Source organism: Burkholderia perseverans, assembly GCF_022870505.1.
Taxonomy (GTDB): domain Bacteria; phylum Pseudomonadota; class Gammaproteobacteria; order Burkholderiales; family Burkholderiaceae; genus Burkholderia; species Burkholderia plantarii.
Window position 1 is genome coordinate 1,879,562 of the sequence record NZ_CP045093.1, and the last position, 17,342, is coordinate 1,896,903.

Here is a 17,342-nt window from a genome sequence, read left to right on the forward strand (position 1 = left end):
CATCGGGCGCGCGGCCGGCCGCCGAAGCGGGCGCGGCCGCGCGCGAGACAGTATAGGAACGGGCGGATCGTGCGAGTACGACCGATTTCAGCTATCGATATGAGGCCGCCGGCTAAGCCTGAGGCCACCGCCACCACCGCCGGCGCGGCGGCGCGCTCAGGCCATGGCCTCGCGCTGCAGTTCGACCACGTTCACCTGCGGGCCGAACACGTCGGTCACCAGCGGCAGCAGATGCGCGTGGTGCGTGAGGAACAGCACCTGCGTGCGGGTGGACAGCTCGCGCAGCGCGGCGAGCCCGGCCTTCGAGCGCGTGTCGTCGAAGTTGATGAACAGGTCGTCGGCCACGAACGGCAGCGCGGCCTTGTTCTCGAGCTGCAATTCGAGCGCGGCGATCCGCAGCGCGAGGAACAGCTGGTCGCGCGTGCCTTCGCTGAGGCCGCCCACCGCCACCGGCTTGCCGTTCGCGCGCCGCGCGGACAGCTCGGGCGGCTGGCGCTCGGTATCGACCACCAGCCGCGAGAAATCGCCGAGCGTGAGCGCCGCGAAGATCTCGCTCGCGCGGCCCAGCATCGGCCCCTGCCGCTGCTCGCGATAGCGCTCGATCGCCCAGCGCAGCAGGCGGCTCGCGGTGGCGGCCTCCAGATACTGTTCGGCCGTGTCGCCCATCGCGGCGAGCGCCTCCTGGCGCTTGGCCTCGGCGAGCGCGGCGCTCGACTGGCCGGCGATCGCGTCGAGCGCCTGCTGCGCCACCACCTCCTCCTGCGCGAGCCGGCTCAGCGTCGCGCCCAGCGTCTCGCTGTCCTGCCGCGTCGCTTCGAGCCGCGCCGGCACCTCGGCCAGATCCTGCTCGGCGATCTCGGCCGCGATCGCGTCGGGCGCGAGCCCGTCGCCGTCGCGGATCAGCGTGGCGCGCGCGGCCGCGATCTCCTCGCGCAGCCGGCGCGCCGTGTCCGAACGCGCCGCGAGCGGCAGCGCCGCGTCGATCGAATCGACTTGCGCGCTCGCCAGCAGCGGCGCGACGCGCGCCTGCTCGGTGGCGAGGCCCGCGTTCGCCTCGTCGAGCTGGCGCCGCGCCTGAGCGAGCGCCTCGTCGGCGCGCGCGATCGCGGCGGCGCTCTCGCGCGCCGCCAGCAGCCGCGCGGCCAGCGCGCGCGCGATCGCGGCGCCGTCGTGCGTCGCGGGGAGGCCCGGATCGAGCGCATCGGCCAGCACCGCGGCCTGCCGCGCGAGCGCGGCCAGATCGGCCTGCATCGCGTCGAGCCGGCGCGCCGGCGCATCGGCCGCCGCGAGACGCGCGGCCACCTCGTTGGCCAGATCGACGGCACCCTGCGCGGCCGCCTCCGAATTCGCGCGCTCGGCCAGCCGTGCCTCGGCCAGCGCCGCGCGCCACTGCTCGTCCCACTTGTCGTGATCGCGTTGCGCGCGCTCGACGCGGGCCGCCGCCGTGGCGCGCGCCTGCTCGGCCTCGGTCACGCGCGCGTCGAGGTTGCCGCGCTGCGCCACGGCGCGCTCGGCCGCCTGCACGAACGCCTCGGCCGCACCGAGCCACTGGCTCAGCCGGTCGGCGTCGAGATCGGCATCGGCGCCGGGCGCCGCCGCGAGCAGCGCGGCGGCCAGCGCCTGTTGCGCGCCCGCGCGCTCGGCGCGCAGGCTGTCCAGCTCGCGCGTCTGCTGGTCGACCGTGCGCTGGGCCGCGAGCGCCGTTTCGCGCCGCCCGAGCCAGTCGCCGAGGTCGGCCAGCGCCATGCCCGGCAGGCCGGCGGCCCCGGCCGCCTCGCTCCAGTCGCGCCGGGTGACCGCGAGCGCCTGCTCGGCCTCGGCGAATTCGGTTTCCCTGCGCGCGAGCCGGGCGCGCTCGACCTCGAGCTGCTGGCGCAGCGCCTGCAACTCGGCGGCGGCCTGCACCGTGCCGAGCTGCGCGTCCACGAGCTGGTCGGCGCGCAGGATCGCGTCGTCCAGCGCCGGCGCGCCGGCGTCGAGCGCGACCGCGCCGCGTTTCAGCTCGCTCCACAGGCCGTCGCGGCGCACCCGCTCCGCGCGCACCTCGGCTTGCGTCACGATCTGCCGGCCCTGCACCGCGTGCTGCTCTTGCAGCGCGAGCTTCTCGAACGCGCCACGCGCCTCGGCCAGCGCGCCGCGCGCGGTGCTGACCGCGCTCAGGCCGTCGCTGTCGGCCTTCTGATAGGCGGCGAGCCGCGCGGCCGACGGCAGATCCATCGTCTTCAGCGTCGCGACCGGGGCGCGCCAGCGGCCGAGCTGGTCGAGCGCGTCGGCGAGCATGTGGTCGCTCTCGGCAAGCGCCTGCGCCAGCGCGCGCTCCTTCGCCTCGCCCTGCCGGAAGCCCTGCGCGTCGGCCAACGCGGCGCGCAGCGCGTGAGGCACCTCGTCGGCGACGATCGCCGCGCGCTGCGCGCTCAGCTGGGCCAGCTCCCGCTCGCGTTCGGCGAGCGCGTCGCGCGCGCCGTCCAGCGCCTGCTCCAGCGCGCCGCGCCGATGCAACAGGTGGGTCACCGTCTTCAGCGCGAGTTCGGACGGCAGCGCCGCGCGCAGGGCCGCCTCGTCGCGCGGCCAGCCGAGCTGCGCCGCCGCCGCGAACGCGGCCTCGAGTTCGCGCGCGATGTCGGCCTCGACCAGCGGACGCGCCTGCTCGTGACGCGCGCACTCGACGCGCAAAGCATCGAGCGCGTCGATGTCGGCGGCGAAGGCGATCGCGTCGGCGTCGGCGACGAGCGCGTCGCGCTCGGCCTGCCGTTTCGCGAGTTCCTCGCGATGCAGGTCGAGCTTCGCGCGCACCACCGAGAGCGTGGCGCGCGCGTCGAGCAGGTCGGCCGTCGCGCTCGGCGGCAGGTCGATCACCGGGCCGAGCGCCGCGAGTTCGGCGGCCTTCGCGGCTTCGGCGTTGAGGTAAGGCGCGAGACGCCGCACCCGTTCGAGCTTCGAGCGCACGGCGTCGAGCCGGCGCTGCGCGGCGCGCGCCTGCTCGATCTCGCCGCGCACCTTGTCGAGCGCTTCCTGTCGCTCGACCCAGTCGCGCGTGCGGACCTGGAACGCACGCAGCTCGGTGGTGGCATCGGTGAAGGCCGCCTCGGCGACGGCGAACGTGGTCTTGCCGCTACGCGGCGCCCATAGCGCGGCGCGCAGCGTTTCCAGTTCCTCGCGCACCGGCCCGAGGCTGCCGACGCCGGCCGCCGATTCGAACAGCACCTGCCCGAGCTTGTCGGATGCGTCGAGCAGGCTGCGCCCGCCCGCCACCAGCCGCTCGTGATCGAGGCCGAACATCTGCTCGAAGAACTCGCGCGTCGCGCCGTCGAGCGCCGCGTCGAGGAAGTCATCGGGCAGCTTGGTGTCATTGTCGTCGGGCGTGCGCAGCGATTTGTTGCCGCGCGCGCGGTGGAACGCGAGCGCGGCGCCGTCCGCGCCGCCGCGCCCGACATCGAGCACGCCGCCCAGGCGCAGGTCCGAGATGTCGTGGACGAAATTGAGCGGCGTCTTCAGCTTCATGCCGAACAGCAGCTCCGACACGGCCGTGCGCACCGTCGACTTGCCGGCCTCGTTCGGCCCGACGATCACGTGGAAATCATGCGCCGCCGCCGGGAACCGCAGCGTGGCGTCGGTGAACTTGCCGTACTTGAACAGATCGAGTTGACGAATCCGCATCGCTCACTCCCCCCGCGCCAGACGCGCGAGCAGCGCCGTGCCCACCTGCTCGACCAGCGCCGGCAGTTCGCCCGCGCGCGCGGCGCCGAGCAGCGGCACGTCCTCGCCGCGCACGTCGCTGCGCACCTTGCCGACGAACGGCTTCAGCTCGCGGTCGAGACTCGCGAGAAACTCGCGATCGTGGATCGCCTCGGCCAGGATGCACCGCAGGTCGTCGAGCGCCTCGAGCGGCTCGCCATGCGCGGCCGGCTCGGCGAGCGGTTCGGTGCGCAGCTTGACCTTCTCGAGCCAGAGCCGCTGGTTGCCGAGCATGCCGATCTGGTTCAGCACCTCGGCGCGCAGCTCGGCCGCGCGGCCGAACAACTGGCCGTGCAGCGGCGTCGCGCCGGTGACGGTCACGCGCACCGCGCGCGGCACTTCGCCGTCGGTCGCGAGCAGCGCCTCCAGCGCGGCGCCGATCTTGTGCGAGAGCGCCTCGATCGTCTCGCAGTCGCCCGCCTCGACGTCGAGCGCCTCCCAGCGCAGCACGTCGATGAACAGCCGCTCCACCTGCGTGCGGCCGCCCTCCACCGTCACCAGCACCGCGCCGCGCCGGCCCGTCTCGCGGATGTGGCGCCCCTGCAGATTGCCGGGGAACACGATCGTCGAGGCCTCGTCCCATTGCTGGAACTCGTGGACGTGGCCGAGCGCCCAGTAGTCGTAGCCCTTCGCATGCAGCTCGGCGCGCGAGCACGGCGCGTAGTTCGCGTGGATCGTGCCGCCTTCGAGCGCCGTGTGCAGCACGCCGATGTTGTAGGCGCCCGGCACCGGATCGGGGTAGCCGATCGCGAGGTTGTCGACCACCGATTTGTCCTTGAAGCTCTGGCCGTGCAGCGCGACGCGCGTGCCCTCGGCGTCGTTGGCAACGAGCTGGCAGGTGGCCGGCTTGCGCGACGGGAACACCGTGACGTTGGGCGGCAGCGCGAGCTTCTTGCTCATCTCGCTCTCGGCGTCGTGGTTGCCCCACAGCACGAACACGGGGATCTCCGCCTGCCGCAGGCGGGCCATCTGCCGGCCGAAGAAGATGCCGGTGTTGTGATCCTTCCAGTCGCCGTCGTAGAGATCGCCGGCGATCACGACGAACGCCACCGCTTCGTCGATCGCGCGATCCACGAGCAGTTGCAGCGCGTCGCGCGAGGCATGGCGCAATTGCGCGGCGGGCGCGTCGGGATAGGCGCTGAGGCCGTGCAGGGGGCTGTCCAGATGGATATCGGCCGCGTGGATGAACTTCACGACGAGTCCTCTCGTTCGAATCGGGGGAATGGCAGCCGGAGGCGCGCGAGACTCGCGCCGCGCCCGGGCGGCTCGGTCCGCAGATTGTAGAGGGCAATCGCCGGGGGGATGGGGAAAGATTGGCGCGCTGGCCGTTTGACCTGCTTCGAGCAGGCGGTGGCAGCGCTGGCGAAGACCCTCCCCTCGGCAGCGTGCCGTGCCCGGAGCAAGCCGGGCGACTTCGGATGTGTCAGGCGCTGTCGGGATCGGCGCCGTCGGCACCGTCGACACCATCGGCGCCGGATGGCGCGCCGCCGTCGGAACCATCGGCACGCTCGCCCGCATGGGGCAGGCGCGGCTCGTCGGCACGCGCCTTCGGCCGGCATTCGGCGCAATAGCCGTGCAGCACGAGATGGTGGCCCGTCAGCAGATAACCGAGCGAATCGGCGGCCGCTTTCTCGCGGCCGTCGATCAACGGATCGGAGAATTCGTCCACCTTGCCGCAAGCGAGGCAGATGATGTGATCGTGCCGCTTGCCGTCGTTGAGTTCGTAGACGTGGCGGTTCGAATCGAGCGTGCCGCTCGTCAGGATGCCCGCTTCGACGAACTGCGAGAGCACCCGGTAAACCGTCGCGAGACCGATGTCGATCTTCTCGGCCACCAGATGGCGAAACACGCCCTCGGCACTGACGTGCCGCGGGCGCGCCGCCGCGAAGAACTCCAGCACCTTCACGCGCGGCAACGTCGCGCGCAACCCCGCTCCCTGCAACTGTTCATGAACTGGCATCAGCATAGGCGAGTCGACAAAAGACGGGCCGGCCCGGGCGGCCCGCCGCGATCGATCTCGCCGCCCTGCCGCCGCGCGCCTCGGCCCAAGTACCCGGCCGCTCGACAGCGACCGCCGGGACGGGTAATCGGTAATCGCGGCCCTCACGACGCGCACCCGATGCATCGGCGCCACGCCGCGCCGGCCGCGCGCGTAGGCGTTACCATACCCCACAACAATACGAATGAGAATCATTTGCACAAATGAAAAGACTTGCGCATCATGTCGCGACTCAGTCGATCGGAGAAACCATGACGCAACACAACTTCACCGCCCCGACGCCGGCCGCCGCCGATCGCGTCGCGCCCAAGCCGGGCCGCGCGCTCGTCGAGATCCTGCTGTCGCGCCAGTCGCACTGGCAGCTGACCGAGCCGGCGCCGCGCGACCATGAGCTCGACCTGATCCTCGACACCGCGTTGCGCGCGCCCGATCACGCGCAACTGCGGCCGTGGCGCTTCGCGCTGATTCGCGACGAGGCGCGCGCGGAGCTGGCCGAGGTGCTCGTGGAACTGGCCGTCGCGCGCGAGCCGGACCTGCCGCCCGACCAGCGCGAGGCGCGCGGCCAGGCCGCCTACGCAGCGCCGCTGATCATCGCGGTGGCCGCCGCGATCCGCGACGCGCACGGCATCCCCGAGATCGAGCAGATGCTTTCAACGGGCGCCGCGACGATGAACATGCTCAACGCGATCCACGCGCTCGGCTACGGCGGCTTCTGGATCACGGGGGCCGACAGCTACGATCCGAAGCTCGCCGCCGCGCTCGACTTCGAGCCGCACGACCGGCTGCTCGGCTTCCTGATGGTCGGCACTCCGGTCTCGACGGACGCACCGCCGGCCCGCCCGCCGCGCGCGAATCACGTGCGCGAATGGCTCGGCCGCTCGGCGATCTGAGCGGCGCTCGAGCCTGGAATCAAGCCGGCCGCGGTCGGGCCGGCGCTCAAGTCGGCAACCAGGCCGGCGATCGGATCGACCGCCAGTTCGACCACCGGTCGATCATGAAACCGGCGGCCGCGCCACCTCAATGCACGCTCGCGCCGTTCGAGGCGGCGAGCCCGGCAATCTGCGTGGTCCCGCGATCCTCGTAGGTGAATTCGGCGCCCTTCGCGGTCTCGATGATCTGGCCGCGCTCGATCCGGATCACGCGATCGGCGACATGGAAATAGCGGTCGTCGTGCGAGACGATGATCAGCGTCTTGCCCTGGCGCTTCAGCTCCGGCAGGAACACCGTGTAGAACACGCGGCGGAAGGTCGGATCCTGGTCGGCGGCCCATTCGTCGAACATCATCACGGGCCGCTGCTCCAGCATCGCGTGGATCAGCGCGAGCCGCTTGCGCTGCCCGGTCGAGAGATCGATCGTCGAGAACACGCCGTCCTCGATCTTCACCTTGTGCGCGATCTCGAGCTGTTCCAGATAGGCCTGCGCGCGTGTGATCAGCGCCGGGTCGCGCACCACCAGATCGTCGAACAGGTGATAGTCGGCGAACACGGCCGAATAGAGCTGGCGATACGCATCCATCTGCCCGGCCTCGACCGGCTCGCCGTTCAGCAGCAGTTCGCCGCGGCCCGCCTCGTAGAGCCCGAGCAGCAGCTTGATCAGCGTGGTCTTGCCGCTGCCGTTCTCGCCGATCACGAACAGCATTTCGCCGCGCTCGATCTTCAGGTCGATCGGGCCGAGCTTGAACGGCGACTGGTCGCCGACGGGCGGGAAGGTCCACGACGCGTGGCGCAACTCGATCTCGCGCAATTCGACCGCATCGGCCGCGGGCTCGCCGTCGAGCAGCCGCGCCTCGCGGTTCGCGAACTGCGCGGTCAACTCGGCGATGCGCTGGAACGAGATGCGCGCCTGGATCAGCGCCGGCAGCCCGCTCGCGAGCGTCTCCACCGGCCCGCGCACGTAGAGCAGCACGATCACGAAGCCGCTGACCACTTCCGGCGAGACGCCGAGCCGCTGCTGCAACAGCAGGATCGCGCCGATCACGACGAAGAACAGCGTCGTGCCCGACGCACTCGCGCCGTAATAAAGGCGCATCGCCTTGATCTTGAGGTTCGAGATGTCGTCGGCCGCGCCCGACAGGCGCACGCCGAACACGCGCTGGCGGCGCTCGCGGTTGATCCGCAACTCCTTCGCGCCCTCGGTGATCGCGCGGTACTGCTTCTGCAGTTCGTCCTGCGCGCCACGCACGCCCTTGTAGTAATGGCCCCACTTGAGGCTCGCGTACTGGTTGATCGCCACGCCCACCACGATCGCGACCAGCGCGATCAGGAACAGCGAGGGCGACAGCACCAGCATGTAGGCCACGCAGCCGAGCGTGATGGCGGCCGCGACCGCGAAGTTCGGGAAGCTGAAGGTGAACGCGCTGACCGTTTCCACGTCGCTGTTCAGCGTCGAGAGCAGCCGGTGCGTCTTGTAGCGTTCGAGCGCGGCAACGGGCGCGCAGACGATGCGCGCCGAGATGTCCTTGCGCAACGCCGCGATGATGCGCTGGCCGGTGACGCTGTTACCGATCCCGGCGATGCCGTTGCAGAGCAGCGTGACGAGGCACAGCGCGATGAAGGTCACGGCCGTCTTCATGCCGATGCCGCCCGGCGCGTGCAGGCTGGTATTGATCACCGACAGCAGCCACGCGGTGCAAAGGCCGCCGACGATGCCGAGCAGCGTCGCGATCAGCGTGATCGGAAGGAATGGCCTCAGCAGTTGCAGCAAGGTGCCGCCGTAGTTCGCGCGGTTCATTGCGCCCTCATCGCGAGTCATCCGATAGTTCCTCGAGTTCGTGGTGTGTGCGTCGATCGCGCCGGGCCGGCACCGGCCCTCGCGCCATCCGTGAGCGATGGCCTTGAGAGCCGCTCTCGTTTACCGCTCGCGCCGCCGCCCGGCACGGCCGGGATCGGGGCAGCTACGCGATAATGATTCTTATTTTCAACTCGCGAATGATATTAGCTGGCCATTGAAATGGCAACCGCGCAGCCGGCCGGAATCGGGCGGTTTCGAGCCCGATGCGCGGGAACGGCCGCCTGGCGGCGAATCCCACGCCCATCCCCAAGCGGCGGAACGGCACTGGCGGGTGACGGAAAGCGCGGCTACGCTCGCGGCGAGGATGCATGGCCCGCACCTGCATCGCTCACGCACCAGCCGGCCACCGCCCGACATGTCATGCGCTCGAATCCGGTGCCGCACGAAGCGTGCTGCCACCCCGGAGAGAAACGGGCACGATCCCGGACCACCGTTCATGAACCTGGATTTCTACCTTGCACCCTATGCCGTCTGCATCCTTTATTGCATCTATCGCGTGTTCGGGCCGGATCACGGCGCCGATCCGCGTGTCGGCCGGCTGATCTGGGCGGCGTGCCTGTCCCTGACCGTCGTCACCAGCCTCGTCCTTGGCTGGGCCATCGAAGTCATTCCCGATTCGCCGCCTTCCACCTCGGCGGCGATGCTGATGGTCATGACCTGTGTGCTATGGGACTGTATCGGGGCCGCGCTGCACGTCGTTCAATGGCTGGGTTCCCGTTTGGCACGGCGCCGGTAAACAGCGTGCGGAAGCGGCATGGGCGGTAGCCGATGCAGGCCATGGCGCCCCCTTCTCGGCAGCCTGTCGACTTTTCCGGACAACCGACGCCCGCGACGGACGCGTGACAGGCGGCCGGATCCGGGTCCGGATCCAGCCGGACGAAATCGCAACCTTCTGCTGGCGTGCGGCCATGCCGGACACGAACGACACGGTCCGCCGACGCATCGCTGCCCCCTCTCCCCTGGCCAATTGGCCAATTCGATTTGCCCCCGTTTGTTGTCGATTGTGTTCCCCCAAGATACTGGATATATTTACAGTACTGTATTGATAAACAGTACGAGGTGAGCAATGGAACACCGGGTTCGACTTGTCAACGACACCGACCGCCAGATCCTCGCCTGGCTGCGCAGCCAGGTCGGCGATGAGCGCGTCGCGCGCGCCATCCACCAGCTCGGGCGGATACGCAAGCCCTATGTCTCGGCGATCTGCCGTTATCTCGGGATGCGGCCGCCGTTCTCGATCCAGCGGCCGGTGCGGCGCGCCGCGATCGATCACTCGGTCGGCGATCATTATCTGTCGCTGATCCGCGAGCATCTGGCCGGCCATGCGGCGCGCTGAGATCCGCCGCGGCACACGGCGGCCGGGGCCACGGCCCGTGGGTGGACCGCCTTGCAGGGCCGGCCACGCGGCGGAATCGGTGGCGGCGCTGCCCTTTCTCGCGCCACACTTTCCGGCGCTGCCCTTTCCGTTTTCACGAGCCTGGCTGCTCGCCGTGATTGGCCCCGCCTGCCCGCCGCCGGACCGTGCCGCGCGGCTCGTCAGGTCGCTGTCGGCCGCGCAGGCCCGGCATCGAATACGTTGCGTGCGGTCGTCCGGCGGCGCCGTTGGCCGGCGGGTTCGTTCGGGGCGGGGCTGACGCGTCGCGCCTTCCCGGCGGAAACCGCGGAATCGACGGGGCATGGCATCGATGGCTCGCTCGCCATCCGGCTGCCAAGCAGGCCGCCCGGCCATCCCGCCCGGAAAGTTCGCGGACGTCGTTCGTGGAACGTCCGGCTCGCGGAGGCGCTGGCCATGCCATGGCAAACGATGACGCGCCCCGGCCGCCCGGTCTGCCGCACCGGCTCGGGCCACCGTCGCCGTCAGTTGGGGCTGGCGATCGGCCAGATGTTGCTCTTCGCAAGCGAGGCGATCGTTTCCACGAATGGCTCGGCGCTCACGCTGACTTCGCCCACGAACGGCCGGTCCACCGCCAGCACGAAAAACAGCGTGAGTCCCAACGTGACGGCCCAACTGCCGATCAACGTGACGTGAAACGGCGTGGCCGGCAGCACGTACATCAGCGCGAACGACATGGCGCTCACGATCAGGATCACGGCCCAGAGCGTGGCCGGCATCACCACCTTCAGTTCGCTGAGGCGACGGTGCCGGTGCTTGACCATCTCGTTCGACCGCGCCAGGACTTCGGAGAGCAACGCTGTCTGACGGGCGTCGAGCGGCTGGATATGGTTCGCGGCATCGAACATCGTGTCGAAACGCTGCTGGGTCTCGTCAGCCGCGCTCGCATGCTGCTGCATCGCCGGCCATTCGGTCTGGACGACCGACACCAGATACGCGCGCAGGGCCTGGTTGGCGAGATCGGCGGGCGGCGAACGGAACGCCGCGAGATCGCGCGCCAGCTCTCTCGCGCAGGAAGCTTCGTCCATCACGGTCAGGTCGGCCCGGTTGTAGTCGTCCCAGACGTTGATCGCCGCGAAGGCGACCAGCAGCGAATTGATGGTCGTGATGACCGACACCATGGAAAGCGCCATGCCGCGCTGCTCCGCATCGAGTTCCAGGAGGTTGAGGCGTCGCGCGACGGCGTAGCCGACCAGGACGATGACGAGCGTCAGGCCGACGATGAGGGCTCCCATCAGCGGGGTCGGCATGTTGTACAGAAACAGCATGGGGTGGTTTCCTCGGGTGGTTATGGCGTTGTGGTGGTGGATACGGATGTCGTGCCGGACAGGGCCGGTGCCGGCGCGGCATCGGCCGGCTCCGCGCCTTCGTCGACATAGGGGCCGCCGGCACCGGCCAAGGCCGTCCGGGCCAGCATCGCGAGTTGCTGCCGCACGGTGTCGAGCGATGCGCCGGCGTCGAGCGTGCGTTGCAGGGCCAGCAACCGTTGCGTGTGCTCGTTCTGCACATGCATGCGCTCCGAGGTCGCGTAGGCGCGCTGGCTTTCGAGCGCGGCATGGACCTGTGCCGAGGGGTCGCCGCGCACCACGGTTTCGAGCGAATCGACCACGCGCTGCAGCAGGCGATGCACGGCGCTTGCCGAGAAACCGCCCAGCATCGCCATTGCCGGCTTGCCGAAGCCGCTTGCGCTGCCGCTCGCGAACAGATGCGCGGGCAAGATCTCGACGAGGATCAGTCCCGCGATGAGCCCGAGGATCAGGCGGGCGCCATACGAGGCGTCGAACTTCGGGTCGTAGGTGGAATTCGCGATGTAGCGGTGCGCCTGGAACAGCGTCGCGAACGAGGCGCCGAGTCCCGCGCAGCACATCAGGAACAGCATGTTGACGAGCAGCGTCGTGCCCGACGACGCCAGCATGCCGCGCTCGAGATTCTCGGAAGTGACCTCCGCGGACAGCCCGCTCAGGATCACGGCGCCGAGGAAACCGATCGCCGCCAGTGTCAGCGCGCGGATCAGCGGCACCGGGCCGAGCAGCCCGATCACATGCGGCGAATGACGGTGCCGGTCGAGCAGCGCGACGCCCTGCGGCGTCGCCGGCGCCACCACCTGCGCCAGCCTCGCGTGGATCATCGCGAAGTCGCGGGTCCGCGCGGCACCGCCGGCGCTGTCGGCGACGGGTCGCTCGTCGCTGGACAACAACGCCACCAGGCGGGCGATCGTTTCCGGTGCAACGTGCAGCCCGTGCTGGAGCGCGTGGCGTGCCATCGCTTCGCACTCGTGGCGCAGTTGTGCGGCGAGCGTCGGCGTGCATGCGACCGCCACGTCACGCGCGCGCTCGAGACGCGCGGTCTCGACAGGCGCGAACAGCGCCGGATTCGACTTCATGGATGGCATCTTCCCCGTCGGTGCGGGCCGCCAATGGACAGGAGGCTCTCGACGCGCCGGTGCAACTTGCCGGCATGCGCGGCAAGCTCGGCCGGTGAGTCGAGCCAGGCAGGCGCCGCCGGCAACGAGCGCAGGCTCTGCGTGCATGGCCGGTACTGCCCGAAGCGCTGGTCCGGACTCGGCATGGCCGCGCGGTACGGCGTGCGCCGCCCGGGCCGCGACGCCCGTCGCGGCTCGCAAAACCGCAACGCCGCGAACCCGGAGACGACCTCGTCCGGCGCGCCCCGCGAAGCGCACACCGATATCGCCGCCGAAAACGAGCCCGGACGCATCAACATGTTGGCCATTGAAATGAAATAAGGAAAACGAATCGATAAAAACGAAAACTTCCGGCCCATCCAGCCCGCCCCACGGCCGACCGTGTTCGACACGACCGGATCACGCATCCAGACGGCCCGGCCATTCTCGACATCGAGCCGATTTACCTCCATACGGCAAATGCGGTATTCGCCAAACTCCACGCTGAATCAGCGAATCGTCCGAATCACCTGAAACACCGTTGATTCGATATGTCCATCGCATCCAGATCCGCAAAATCGCATCAAGAAAATCAAACCGGCGTGGTTTTCCATTTCATTTGCCATGGATGCCGTGTTTCCCGATCCATAAGATTGGCGTAGCGAGTTCCGCGCCGACACCTGCGTCATACCCGCGGCCCCGCAGGGCAGTGGCAACACCGCTGTTTTCGTCAATCAGCAAGGCCGCCTCCGCCGGGTTTCGCGTTACCGCACGCCATCCGAACCAACGGGCATCGCATTGCTCGTAACGGCCGGTTCGGCCGCGATGAAGCGCGCGCCTTGTGTCCTCATCATGGAAACCGGAATGTCCCTCACCTCGCGGGAAAGCGCCGTGCTCGAACTGATCGCGCTCGGCAACACCGATCGCGAAATCGCGGCGCGGCTGGGCATCGCCACCTCAACCGCCAGAAAACACCGCGAAAACCTGTTGATCAAATTTCAAGCCAGGAAATCGGCGGAGCTGGTGATGGCCTGGTTCAGGCTGGCGGCCAATTCGCCAAGGAATCAGCTTCCGGCGGCCATGGCGCCACTCACGCCGCGCCAGATCGAGATTCTTTCGCTGCTCGCGCACGGTTTCGGCGACAAGCAAATCGCGCGACGCCTGAAAATCAGCGACCAGACCGCACGCACGCATCGCCCGCAGATGCTGCGTCGCGCGCAGGCCAGGAACGTCTGTGAATTGATTTTCAAGGCGCTCGATTCCGGCTGGATCGCCGTTTCCGATCGTTCCGTCGCGCCTACCGCATTTGACGAATGGTGCGATGCGTCGAATCGTAAAAAAATAGGATCAGCCGCTACGGATTTTCCGCCGGCATCGACCAGGAGAAAACAATGAAGGGATGGGGATTGACATGGCGGCGCATGGGCGCGCGCCTCGCGCTCGCGGCGCTGATCGGCACGGGCGCGGGCGCCGCGGGCCTGCTGCACGCGGCACCGCTGCAGGGTTACGGCGCCGATCCGGCGCAGACGTCGGTATCGGGGCTCTCGTCGGGTGCGTTCATGGCCGCGCAATTCGACGTCGCGTGGTCCACTCACCTGATCGGCGCCGGCATCGTCGCGGGCGGTCCGTTCTATTGCGCGGGTCTGTTTCCGCTGGTCAGCCCGGCCACGGCCGCGCAGACCCATTGCATGAACCCGCTCGGCGACACTGGCCCGCGCGCGCAGGACGCGCTGCGCGCCGCCCGGACATTCGCCGACGAAAAACGCATCGACGAGGTGCGCGGCCTCGCCGCGCAACGCGTCTACGTGTTCAGCGGCAGCCAGGACCGCACGGTCACGACGCGTGTGGTCGCGCAGGTGCCGCGCTTCTACCAGCTCGCCGGCACCCCGGACAGCCAGATCCGCTACGTCGACAACGTCGCCGCCGGCCACGCGCTGATCACCGACAACAAGGCCGATACGACCTGCGCACTCTCGCAGCCACCGTTCATCAACAACTGCGGCTTCGAGCAGTCGCGCGACATCCTGCGGTGGATCTACGGGGACCTGAAGGCGCCCGCGGCCAGCGCGCCGTCCGATCGCCTGCTGAGCTTCGACCAGCGCCCGTTCGACCCCGATGGCGACGCCTCGCTCGGGCAGACCGGCTACGTCTACGTGCCGGCCGCCTGCACGCAGGCCGGCGCCGCCTGCCGAATCCACGTGGCGTTTCACGGCTGCCTGCAGAGCGCCGAGAAAATCGGCGAACGGTATGCCAGCAGCACGGGCTACAACGAACTGGCCGAGACCAACCGGATCATCGTGCTCTACCCGCAGGCCGGCGCGTCGGCGAAGAATCCGCTCGGCTGCTGGGATTTCTGGGGTTATACGAGCAAGGATCCGATGAAGCCGGATTTCTTCAGCCGCGAGGCCCCGCAGATCGCCGCCGTGATGCGCATGGTGAACCGTCTTTCCGATCCGCGCCAATGAGTCCCCGGGGCCGCGGCGTTCGCGGTCCCGCTTTGTTCACCCGGCAGGCGCGTTCGACGACGAACGCGCCGCCGCTATCGAGATCGCCGAACATGAACACCGACCCGATGCAAACCCCTTTGATCCTGATGCGCGCCGCCGCCCAGATCGGCGCCGGCATCGCCACTTACGGAACGCAGGCCTTCGCCGCCGCCATTACGCCGGGCACCGGTGCCGGCTGGCCGGCCGCGGTGGCACGCACGCTCGACTTCGCGAACCAATGCACGAAGACGGGCACCGCGGCCTTCAACGCCGTCTGGCAGGCCCAGCGCGACATGCTCGGCCTCGATGCGGCGGCGCGTGCGCTGCGCGCGCTCAACAGCGTGCAGACCGACACCACCTCGACCTGGAACGACCTGAATACGACCGCCACCGCCGATGGCGCCACCGGGCTCAGGGAATGGCTGCTCGCGGTCTCGAAGGCACGCGACGCGGACGACCTCACGCTCGGCGCCTTCCTGTTCCTGCAGCAATGGCAGGACATGATGAAAACGGCCGGCAGCGGCTTCGCGGGGCTCGCGACGCGCGCGGCCGGCGCGAATCTGGAGGCGCTGCGCGAGAGTTTGCAGGACGCGGCGCCGGACTCGCAGGCGTCGCCGGCGTCCTGAGCAAACCGGCCGCCGTCGCTTCGCCCAAAGAACCGGCCCGCGCACGACGCGGCAGCGGCTGGCGCCCGGGCCTCGTCCGTCCCGGGCGGGCCGGAGCGGACCTGCCCCTTTCCGTTACGGCTTCATCGACCCCGTGCGCACGTAGCGGTCGTGCCACGACAGCGCCTCGCCGAGTAGATGCGGCGTCTGCTTGCCGAAGCTCTCGTGGCTCGCGCGCTCGAAGTAGTCGGCCAGCATCGGCCGGTAGTCGGGGTGCGCGCAGGTGTCGATGATCTTGCGCGCGCGCTGGCGCGGCGACAACCCGCGCAGGTCGGCAAGCCCCTGCTCGGTCACCACCACGCCGACGTCGTGCTCGGTGTGATCGACGTGGCTCGCCATCGGCACGATCCGCGAGATGGTGCCGCCCTTCGCGGTGCTCGCCGACATGAAGCACGACAGGTAGCCGTTGCGCGCGAAGTCGCCCGAACCGCCGATGCCGTTCTGGATCTTCGTGCCCATCACGTGCGTGGAGTTGACGTTGCCGTAGATGTCGGCCTCGATCATGCCGTTCATCGCGATGCAGCCGAGCCGGCGCACCAGCTCCGGATGGTTGCTGATCTCCTGCGGGCGCAGCAGGATCTTCTTGCGGAACAGCGCGATATCGTCGGCGAAGCGCTTGACGGCGTCCGGGCTCAGCGACAGCGCCGTGGCCGAGGCGAAGCTCAGCGTGCCGTTCACGAGCAGGTCGAGCATGCCGTCCTGGATCACCTCGGTGTAGGCGGTCAGGTTCGTGAAGCCGCTTTCGCCGAGCCCGGCCAGCACCGCGTTGGTGATGTTGCCGACACCCGACTGCAGCGGCAGCAGGTTCGCGGGCAGCCGGCCGCGGCCGATCTCGTGGCGCAGGAATTCGATCAGGTGGCCGGCGATCTGCTTCGAGGTTTCGTCGGGTGCCGAGAATGCGTTGCTGCGGTCGGGCGCGTCGGTCTCGACGATCGCGATGATCTTGTCGGCCGGGCAGCGCAGGTACGGCTCGCCGATGCGGTCGTCGGCGGACACCAGCGGAATCGGCTTGCGATGCGGCGGCAGCGCCGTGCCGTAATAGATGTCGTGCATGCCGTCGAGACCGAGCGGCTGCCGCGAGTTGACCTCGAGGATCACCTTCTTGGCCTGGTCCAGCCACGTCTTGTTGTTGCCGACCGAGGCCGACGGAATCAGCAGCCCGTCCTCGCGAATGCCGGCCACTTCCACCACCGCCACGTCGAGTTCGCCGAACAGGCCGAACCACGCATATTGCGCGACGTGGCTCAGGTGGATGTCCTGGTAGTCGAGCTCGCCCGCGTTGATCTTCTCGCGCAGGATCGGATCGGACTGGTACGGCAGGCGCATCGAGATGCCGTCGGCCTTGGCGAGCGCGCCGTCGAGTTCGGGCGCCGTCGAGGCGCCGGTCAGCACGTTGATCCGGAAGTCCTCGCCGCGCGCGTGCGCGGCCGAGATGCGCGTGGCGAGCGCGGCCGGCACCGCCTTCGGATAGCCGGAGCCGGTGAAGCCGCTCATCGCGACGGTCATGCTCGGCGCGATCAGGGCCGCCGCTTCATCGGCGGTACGGACGAGGGAACGCAGGGATTCGGCGAGGATTCGGGAAGTGGGCATGGCGAGAGATCGAACGGGTAGTTATATATCGCGTCGTAGGCGCCGCGGCAGGTGTCTCGGAAGCGGCGCGCGCCCCGACGGTTCGCGGCGGCGAGCCAGGTGGGGGCAGCGCGCGCAGTATCGCAGAGGCCGCCGCGCGCATAGATCGGCAGCGCTGCAAAACTTTTTTGCCGGATTTGCGCGCTATTCAGACAAAAAAGCTGCCGATTCGACCTGCCGGCGGCGGTTATCCGGCGCGTTTCACTGCATATTTGGCTGTTTCCGCCGGCCTCTCCTATCGGCC

At 69.3% G+C, this 17,342-nt stretch carries 14 protein-coding genes; 7 read left to right on the top strand and 7 right to left on the bottom strand.

Annotation, left to right across the window (positions count from 1 at the left end):
- Window positions 1–156: 156 nt before the first annotated feature.
- The 3 genes from BpN12_RS07875 to BpN12_RS07885 form a co-directional block, all read right to left on the bottom strand.
- Complete coding sequence (locus BpN12_RS07875; protein WP_246791884.1) at window positions 157–3,657, bottom strand: YhaN family protein; 3,501 nt, start codon at window positions 3,655–3,657, stop codon at window positions 157–159.
- A gap of 3 nt (window positions 3,658–3,660) precedes the next feature.
- On the bottom strand, window positions 3,661–4,929 hold the full coding sequence (locus BpN12_RS07880; RefSeq protein ID WP_246791885.1) for a metallophosphoesterase family protein: 1,269 nt from the start codon (window positions 4,927–4,929) through the stop codon (window positions 3,661–3,663).
- A 229-nt stretch (window positions 4,930–5,158) separates the two neighbouring features.
- Window positions 5,159–5,701, bottom strand: a complete 543-nt coding sequence (locus BpN12_RS07885; RefSeq protein ID WP_246794661.1) for a Fur family transcriptional regulator — start codon at window positions 5,699–5,701, stop codon at window positions 5,159–5,161.
- Window positions 5,702–5,985: 284 nt separating this feature from the next.
- Between BpN12_RS07885 and BpN12_RS07890 the strand changes: the two genes are divergently transcribed.
- Window positions 5,986–6,624, top strand: coding sequence for a nitroreductase family protein (locus tag BpN12_RS07890; RefSeq protein WP_246791886.1), 639 nt, complete (start codon window positions 5,986–5,988; stop codon window positions 6,622–6,624).
- Window positions 6,625–6,751: 127 nt separating this feature from the next.
- Here the strand turns inward: BpN12_RS07890 and BpN12_RS07895 are convergent, their stop codons facing one another.
- Window positions 6,752–8,485 carry a cyclic peptide export ABC transporter gene (locus BpN12_RS07895; protein WP_246791887.1) on the bottom strand — a complete coding sequence of 578 codons (1,734 nt, stop codon included), beginning with the start codon at window positions 8,483–8,485 and terminating at the stop codon, window positions 6,752–6,754.
- Window positions 8,486–8,960: 475 nt separating this feature from the next.
- Here BpN12_RS07895 and BpN12_RS07900 point away from each other — a divergent pair, with 475 nt between their 5' ends.
- Window positions 8,961–9,260 (top strand): hypothetical protein, encoded by a 300-nt coding sequence (locus BpN12_RS07900; protein ID WP_246791888.1) that lies wholly within the window; start codon window positions 8,961–8,963, stop codon window positions 9,258–9,260.
- 330 nt (window positions 9,261–9,590) lie between these two features.
- A complete protein-coding gene (locus tag BpN12_RS07905) occupies window positions 9,591–9,860 on the top strand; it encodes a CppA family protein (protein ID WP_246791889.1) in 270 nt (89 codons plus the stop codon).
- Window positions 9,861–10,381: 521 nt separating this feature from the next.
- On the opposite strand, the gene BpN12_RS07910 is transcribed toward BpN12_RS07905, so the two are convergent.
- Both BpN12_RS07910 and BpN12_RS07915 read right to left on the bottom strand, forming a co-directional pair.
- Window positions 10,382–11,167, bottom strand: coding sequence for a bestrophin-like domain (locus BpN12_RS07910; protein ID WP_246791890.1), 786 nt, complete (start codon window positions 11,165–11,167; stop codon window positions 10,382–10,384).
- A gap of 38 nt (window positions 11,168–11,205) precedes the next feature.
- A complete protein-coding gene (locus BpN12_RS07915) occupies window positions 11,206–12,300 on the bottom strand; it encodes a hypothetical protein (RefSeq protein WP_246794662.1) in 1,095 nt (364 codons plus the stop codon).
- 183 nt (window positions 12,301–12,483) lie between these two features.
- Here BpN12_RS07915 and BpN12_RS07920 point away from each other — a divergent pair, with 183 nt between their 5' ends.
- From BpN12_RS07920 to BpN12_RS07935, 4 genes are all read left to right on the top strand, one after another.
- The gene (locus tag BpN12_RS07920) at window positions 12,484–12,660 is read left to right on the top strand and encodes a hypothetical protein (RefSeq protein WP_246791891.1); all 177 of its coding nucleotides are present in this window, start codon (window positions 12,484–12,486) and stop codon (window positions 12,658–12,660) included.
- 522 nt (window positions 12,661–13,182) lie between these two features.
- Window positions 13,183–13,713, top strand: a complete 531-nt coding sequence (locus tag BpN12_RS07925) for a response regulator transcription factor (protein ID WP_246791892.1) — start codon at window positions 13,183–13,185, stop codon at window positions 13,711–13,713.
- Entirely contained in the window at window positions 13,710–14,783 is a 1,074-nt protein-coding gene (locus tag BpN12_RS07930; protein WP_246791893.1) for an extracellular catalytic domain type 2 short-chain-length polyhydroxyalkanoate depolymerase, read from the top strand. Before BpN12_RS07925 ends, BpN12_RS07930 begins: the two co-directional genes overlap by 4 nt.
- A 107-nt stretch (window positions 14,784–14,890) precedes the next feature.
- Complete coding sequence (locus BpN12_RS07935) at window positions 14,891–15,430, top strand: hypothetical protein (RefSeq protein ID WP_246791894.1); 540 nt, start codon at window positions 14,891–14,893, stop codon at window positions 15,428–15,430.
- Between the two features lie 114 nt (window positions 15,431–15,544).
- Here BpN12_RS07935 and BpN12_RS07940 read toward each other — a convergent pair whose 3' ends face one another.
- Window positions 15,545–17,059 carry a succinyl-CoA:acetate CoA-transferase ScpC gene (locus BpN12_RS07940; protein WP_246791895.1) on the bottom strand — a complete coding sequence of 505 codons (1,515 nt, stop codon included), beginning with the start codon at window positions 17,057–17,059 and terminating at the stop codon, window positions 15,545–15,547.
- Window positions 17,060–17,342 lie beyond the last annotated feature (283 nt).

What these genes read in the sequence shown, in the direction of transcription:
- BpN12_RS07900 (WP_246791888.1), top strand. Translation starts at nt 8,961, where the DNA reads ATGAACCTGGATTTCTACCTTGCACCCTATGCCGTCTGCATCCTTTAT.
- BpN12_RS07890 (WP_246791886.1), top strand. Translation starts at nt 5,986, where the DNA reads ATGACGCAACACAACTTCACCGCCCCGACGCCGGCCGCCGCCGATCGC.
- BpN12_RS07920 (WP_246791891.1), top strand. Translation starts at nt 12,484, where the DNA reads ATGGCCGCGCGGTACGGCGTGCGCCGCCCGGGCCGCGACGCCCGTCGC.
- BpN12_RS07935 (WP_246791894.1), top strand. Translation starts at nt 14,891, where the DNA reads ATGCAAACCCCTTTGATCCTGATGCGCGCCGCCGCCCAGATCGGCGCC.
- BpN12_RS07930 (WP_246791893.1), top strand. Translation starts at nt 13,710, where the DNA reads ATGAAGGGATGGGGATTGACATGGCGGCGCATGGGCGCGCGCCTCGCG.
- BpN12_RS07940 (WP_246791895.1), bottom strand. Translation starts at nt 17,059, where the DNA reads ATGCCCACTTCCCGAATCCTCGCCGAATCCCTGCGTTCCCTCGTCCGT.
- BpN12_RS07895 (WP_246791887.1), bottom strand. Translation starts at nt 8,485, where the DNA reads ATGACTCGCGATGAGGGCGCAATGAACCGCGCGAACTACGGCGGCACC.
- BpN12_RS07875 (WP_246791884.1), bottom strand. Translation starts at nt 3,657, where the DNA reads ATGCGGATTCGTCAACTCGATCTGTTCAAGTACGGCAAGTTCACCGAC.
- BpN12_RS07885 (WP_246794661.1), bottom strand. Translation starts at nt 5,701, where the DNA reads ATGCTGATGCCAGTTCATGAACAGTTGCAGGGAGCGGGGTTGCGCGCG.
- BpN12_RS07915 (WP_246794662.1), bottom strand. Translation starts at nt 12,300, where the DNA reads ATGAAGTCGAATCCGGCGCTGTTCGCGCCTGTCGAGACCGCGCGTCTC.
- BpN12_RS07905 (WP_246791889.1), top strand. Translation starts at nt 9,591, where the DNA reads ATGGAACACCGGGTTCGACTTGTCAACGACACCGACCGCCAGATCCTC.
- BpN12_RS07925 (WP_246791892.1), top strand. Translation starts at nt 13,183, where the DNA reads ATGTCCCTCACCTCGCGGGAAAGCGCCGTGCTCGAACTGATCGCGCTC.
- BpN12_RS07910 (WP_246791890.1), bottom strand. Translation starts at nt 11,167, where the DNA reads ATGCCGACCCCGCTGATGGGAGCCCTCATCGTCGGCCTGACGCTCGTC.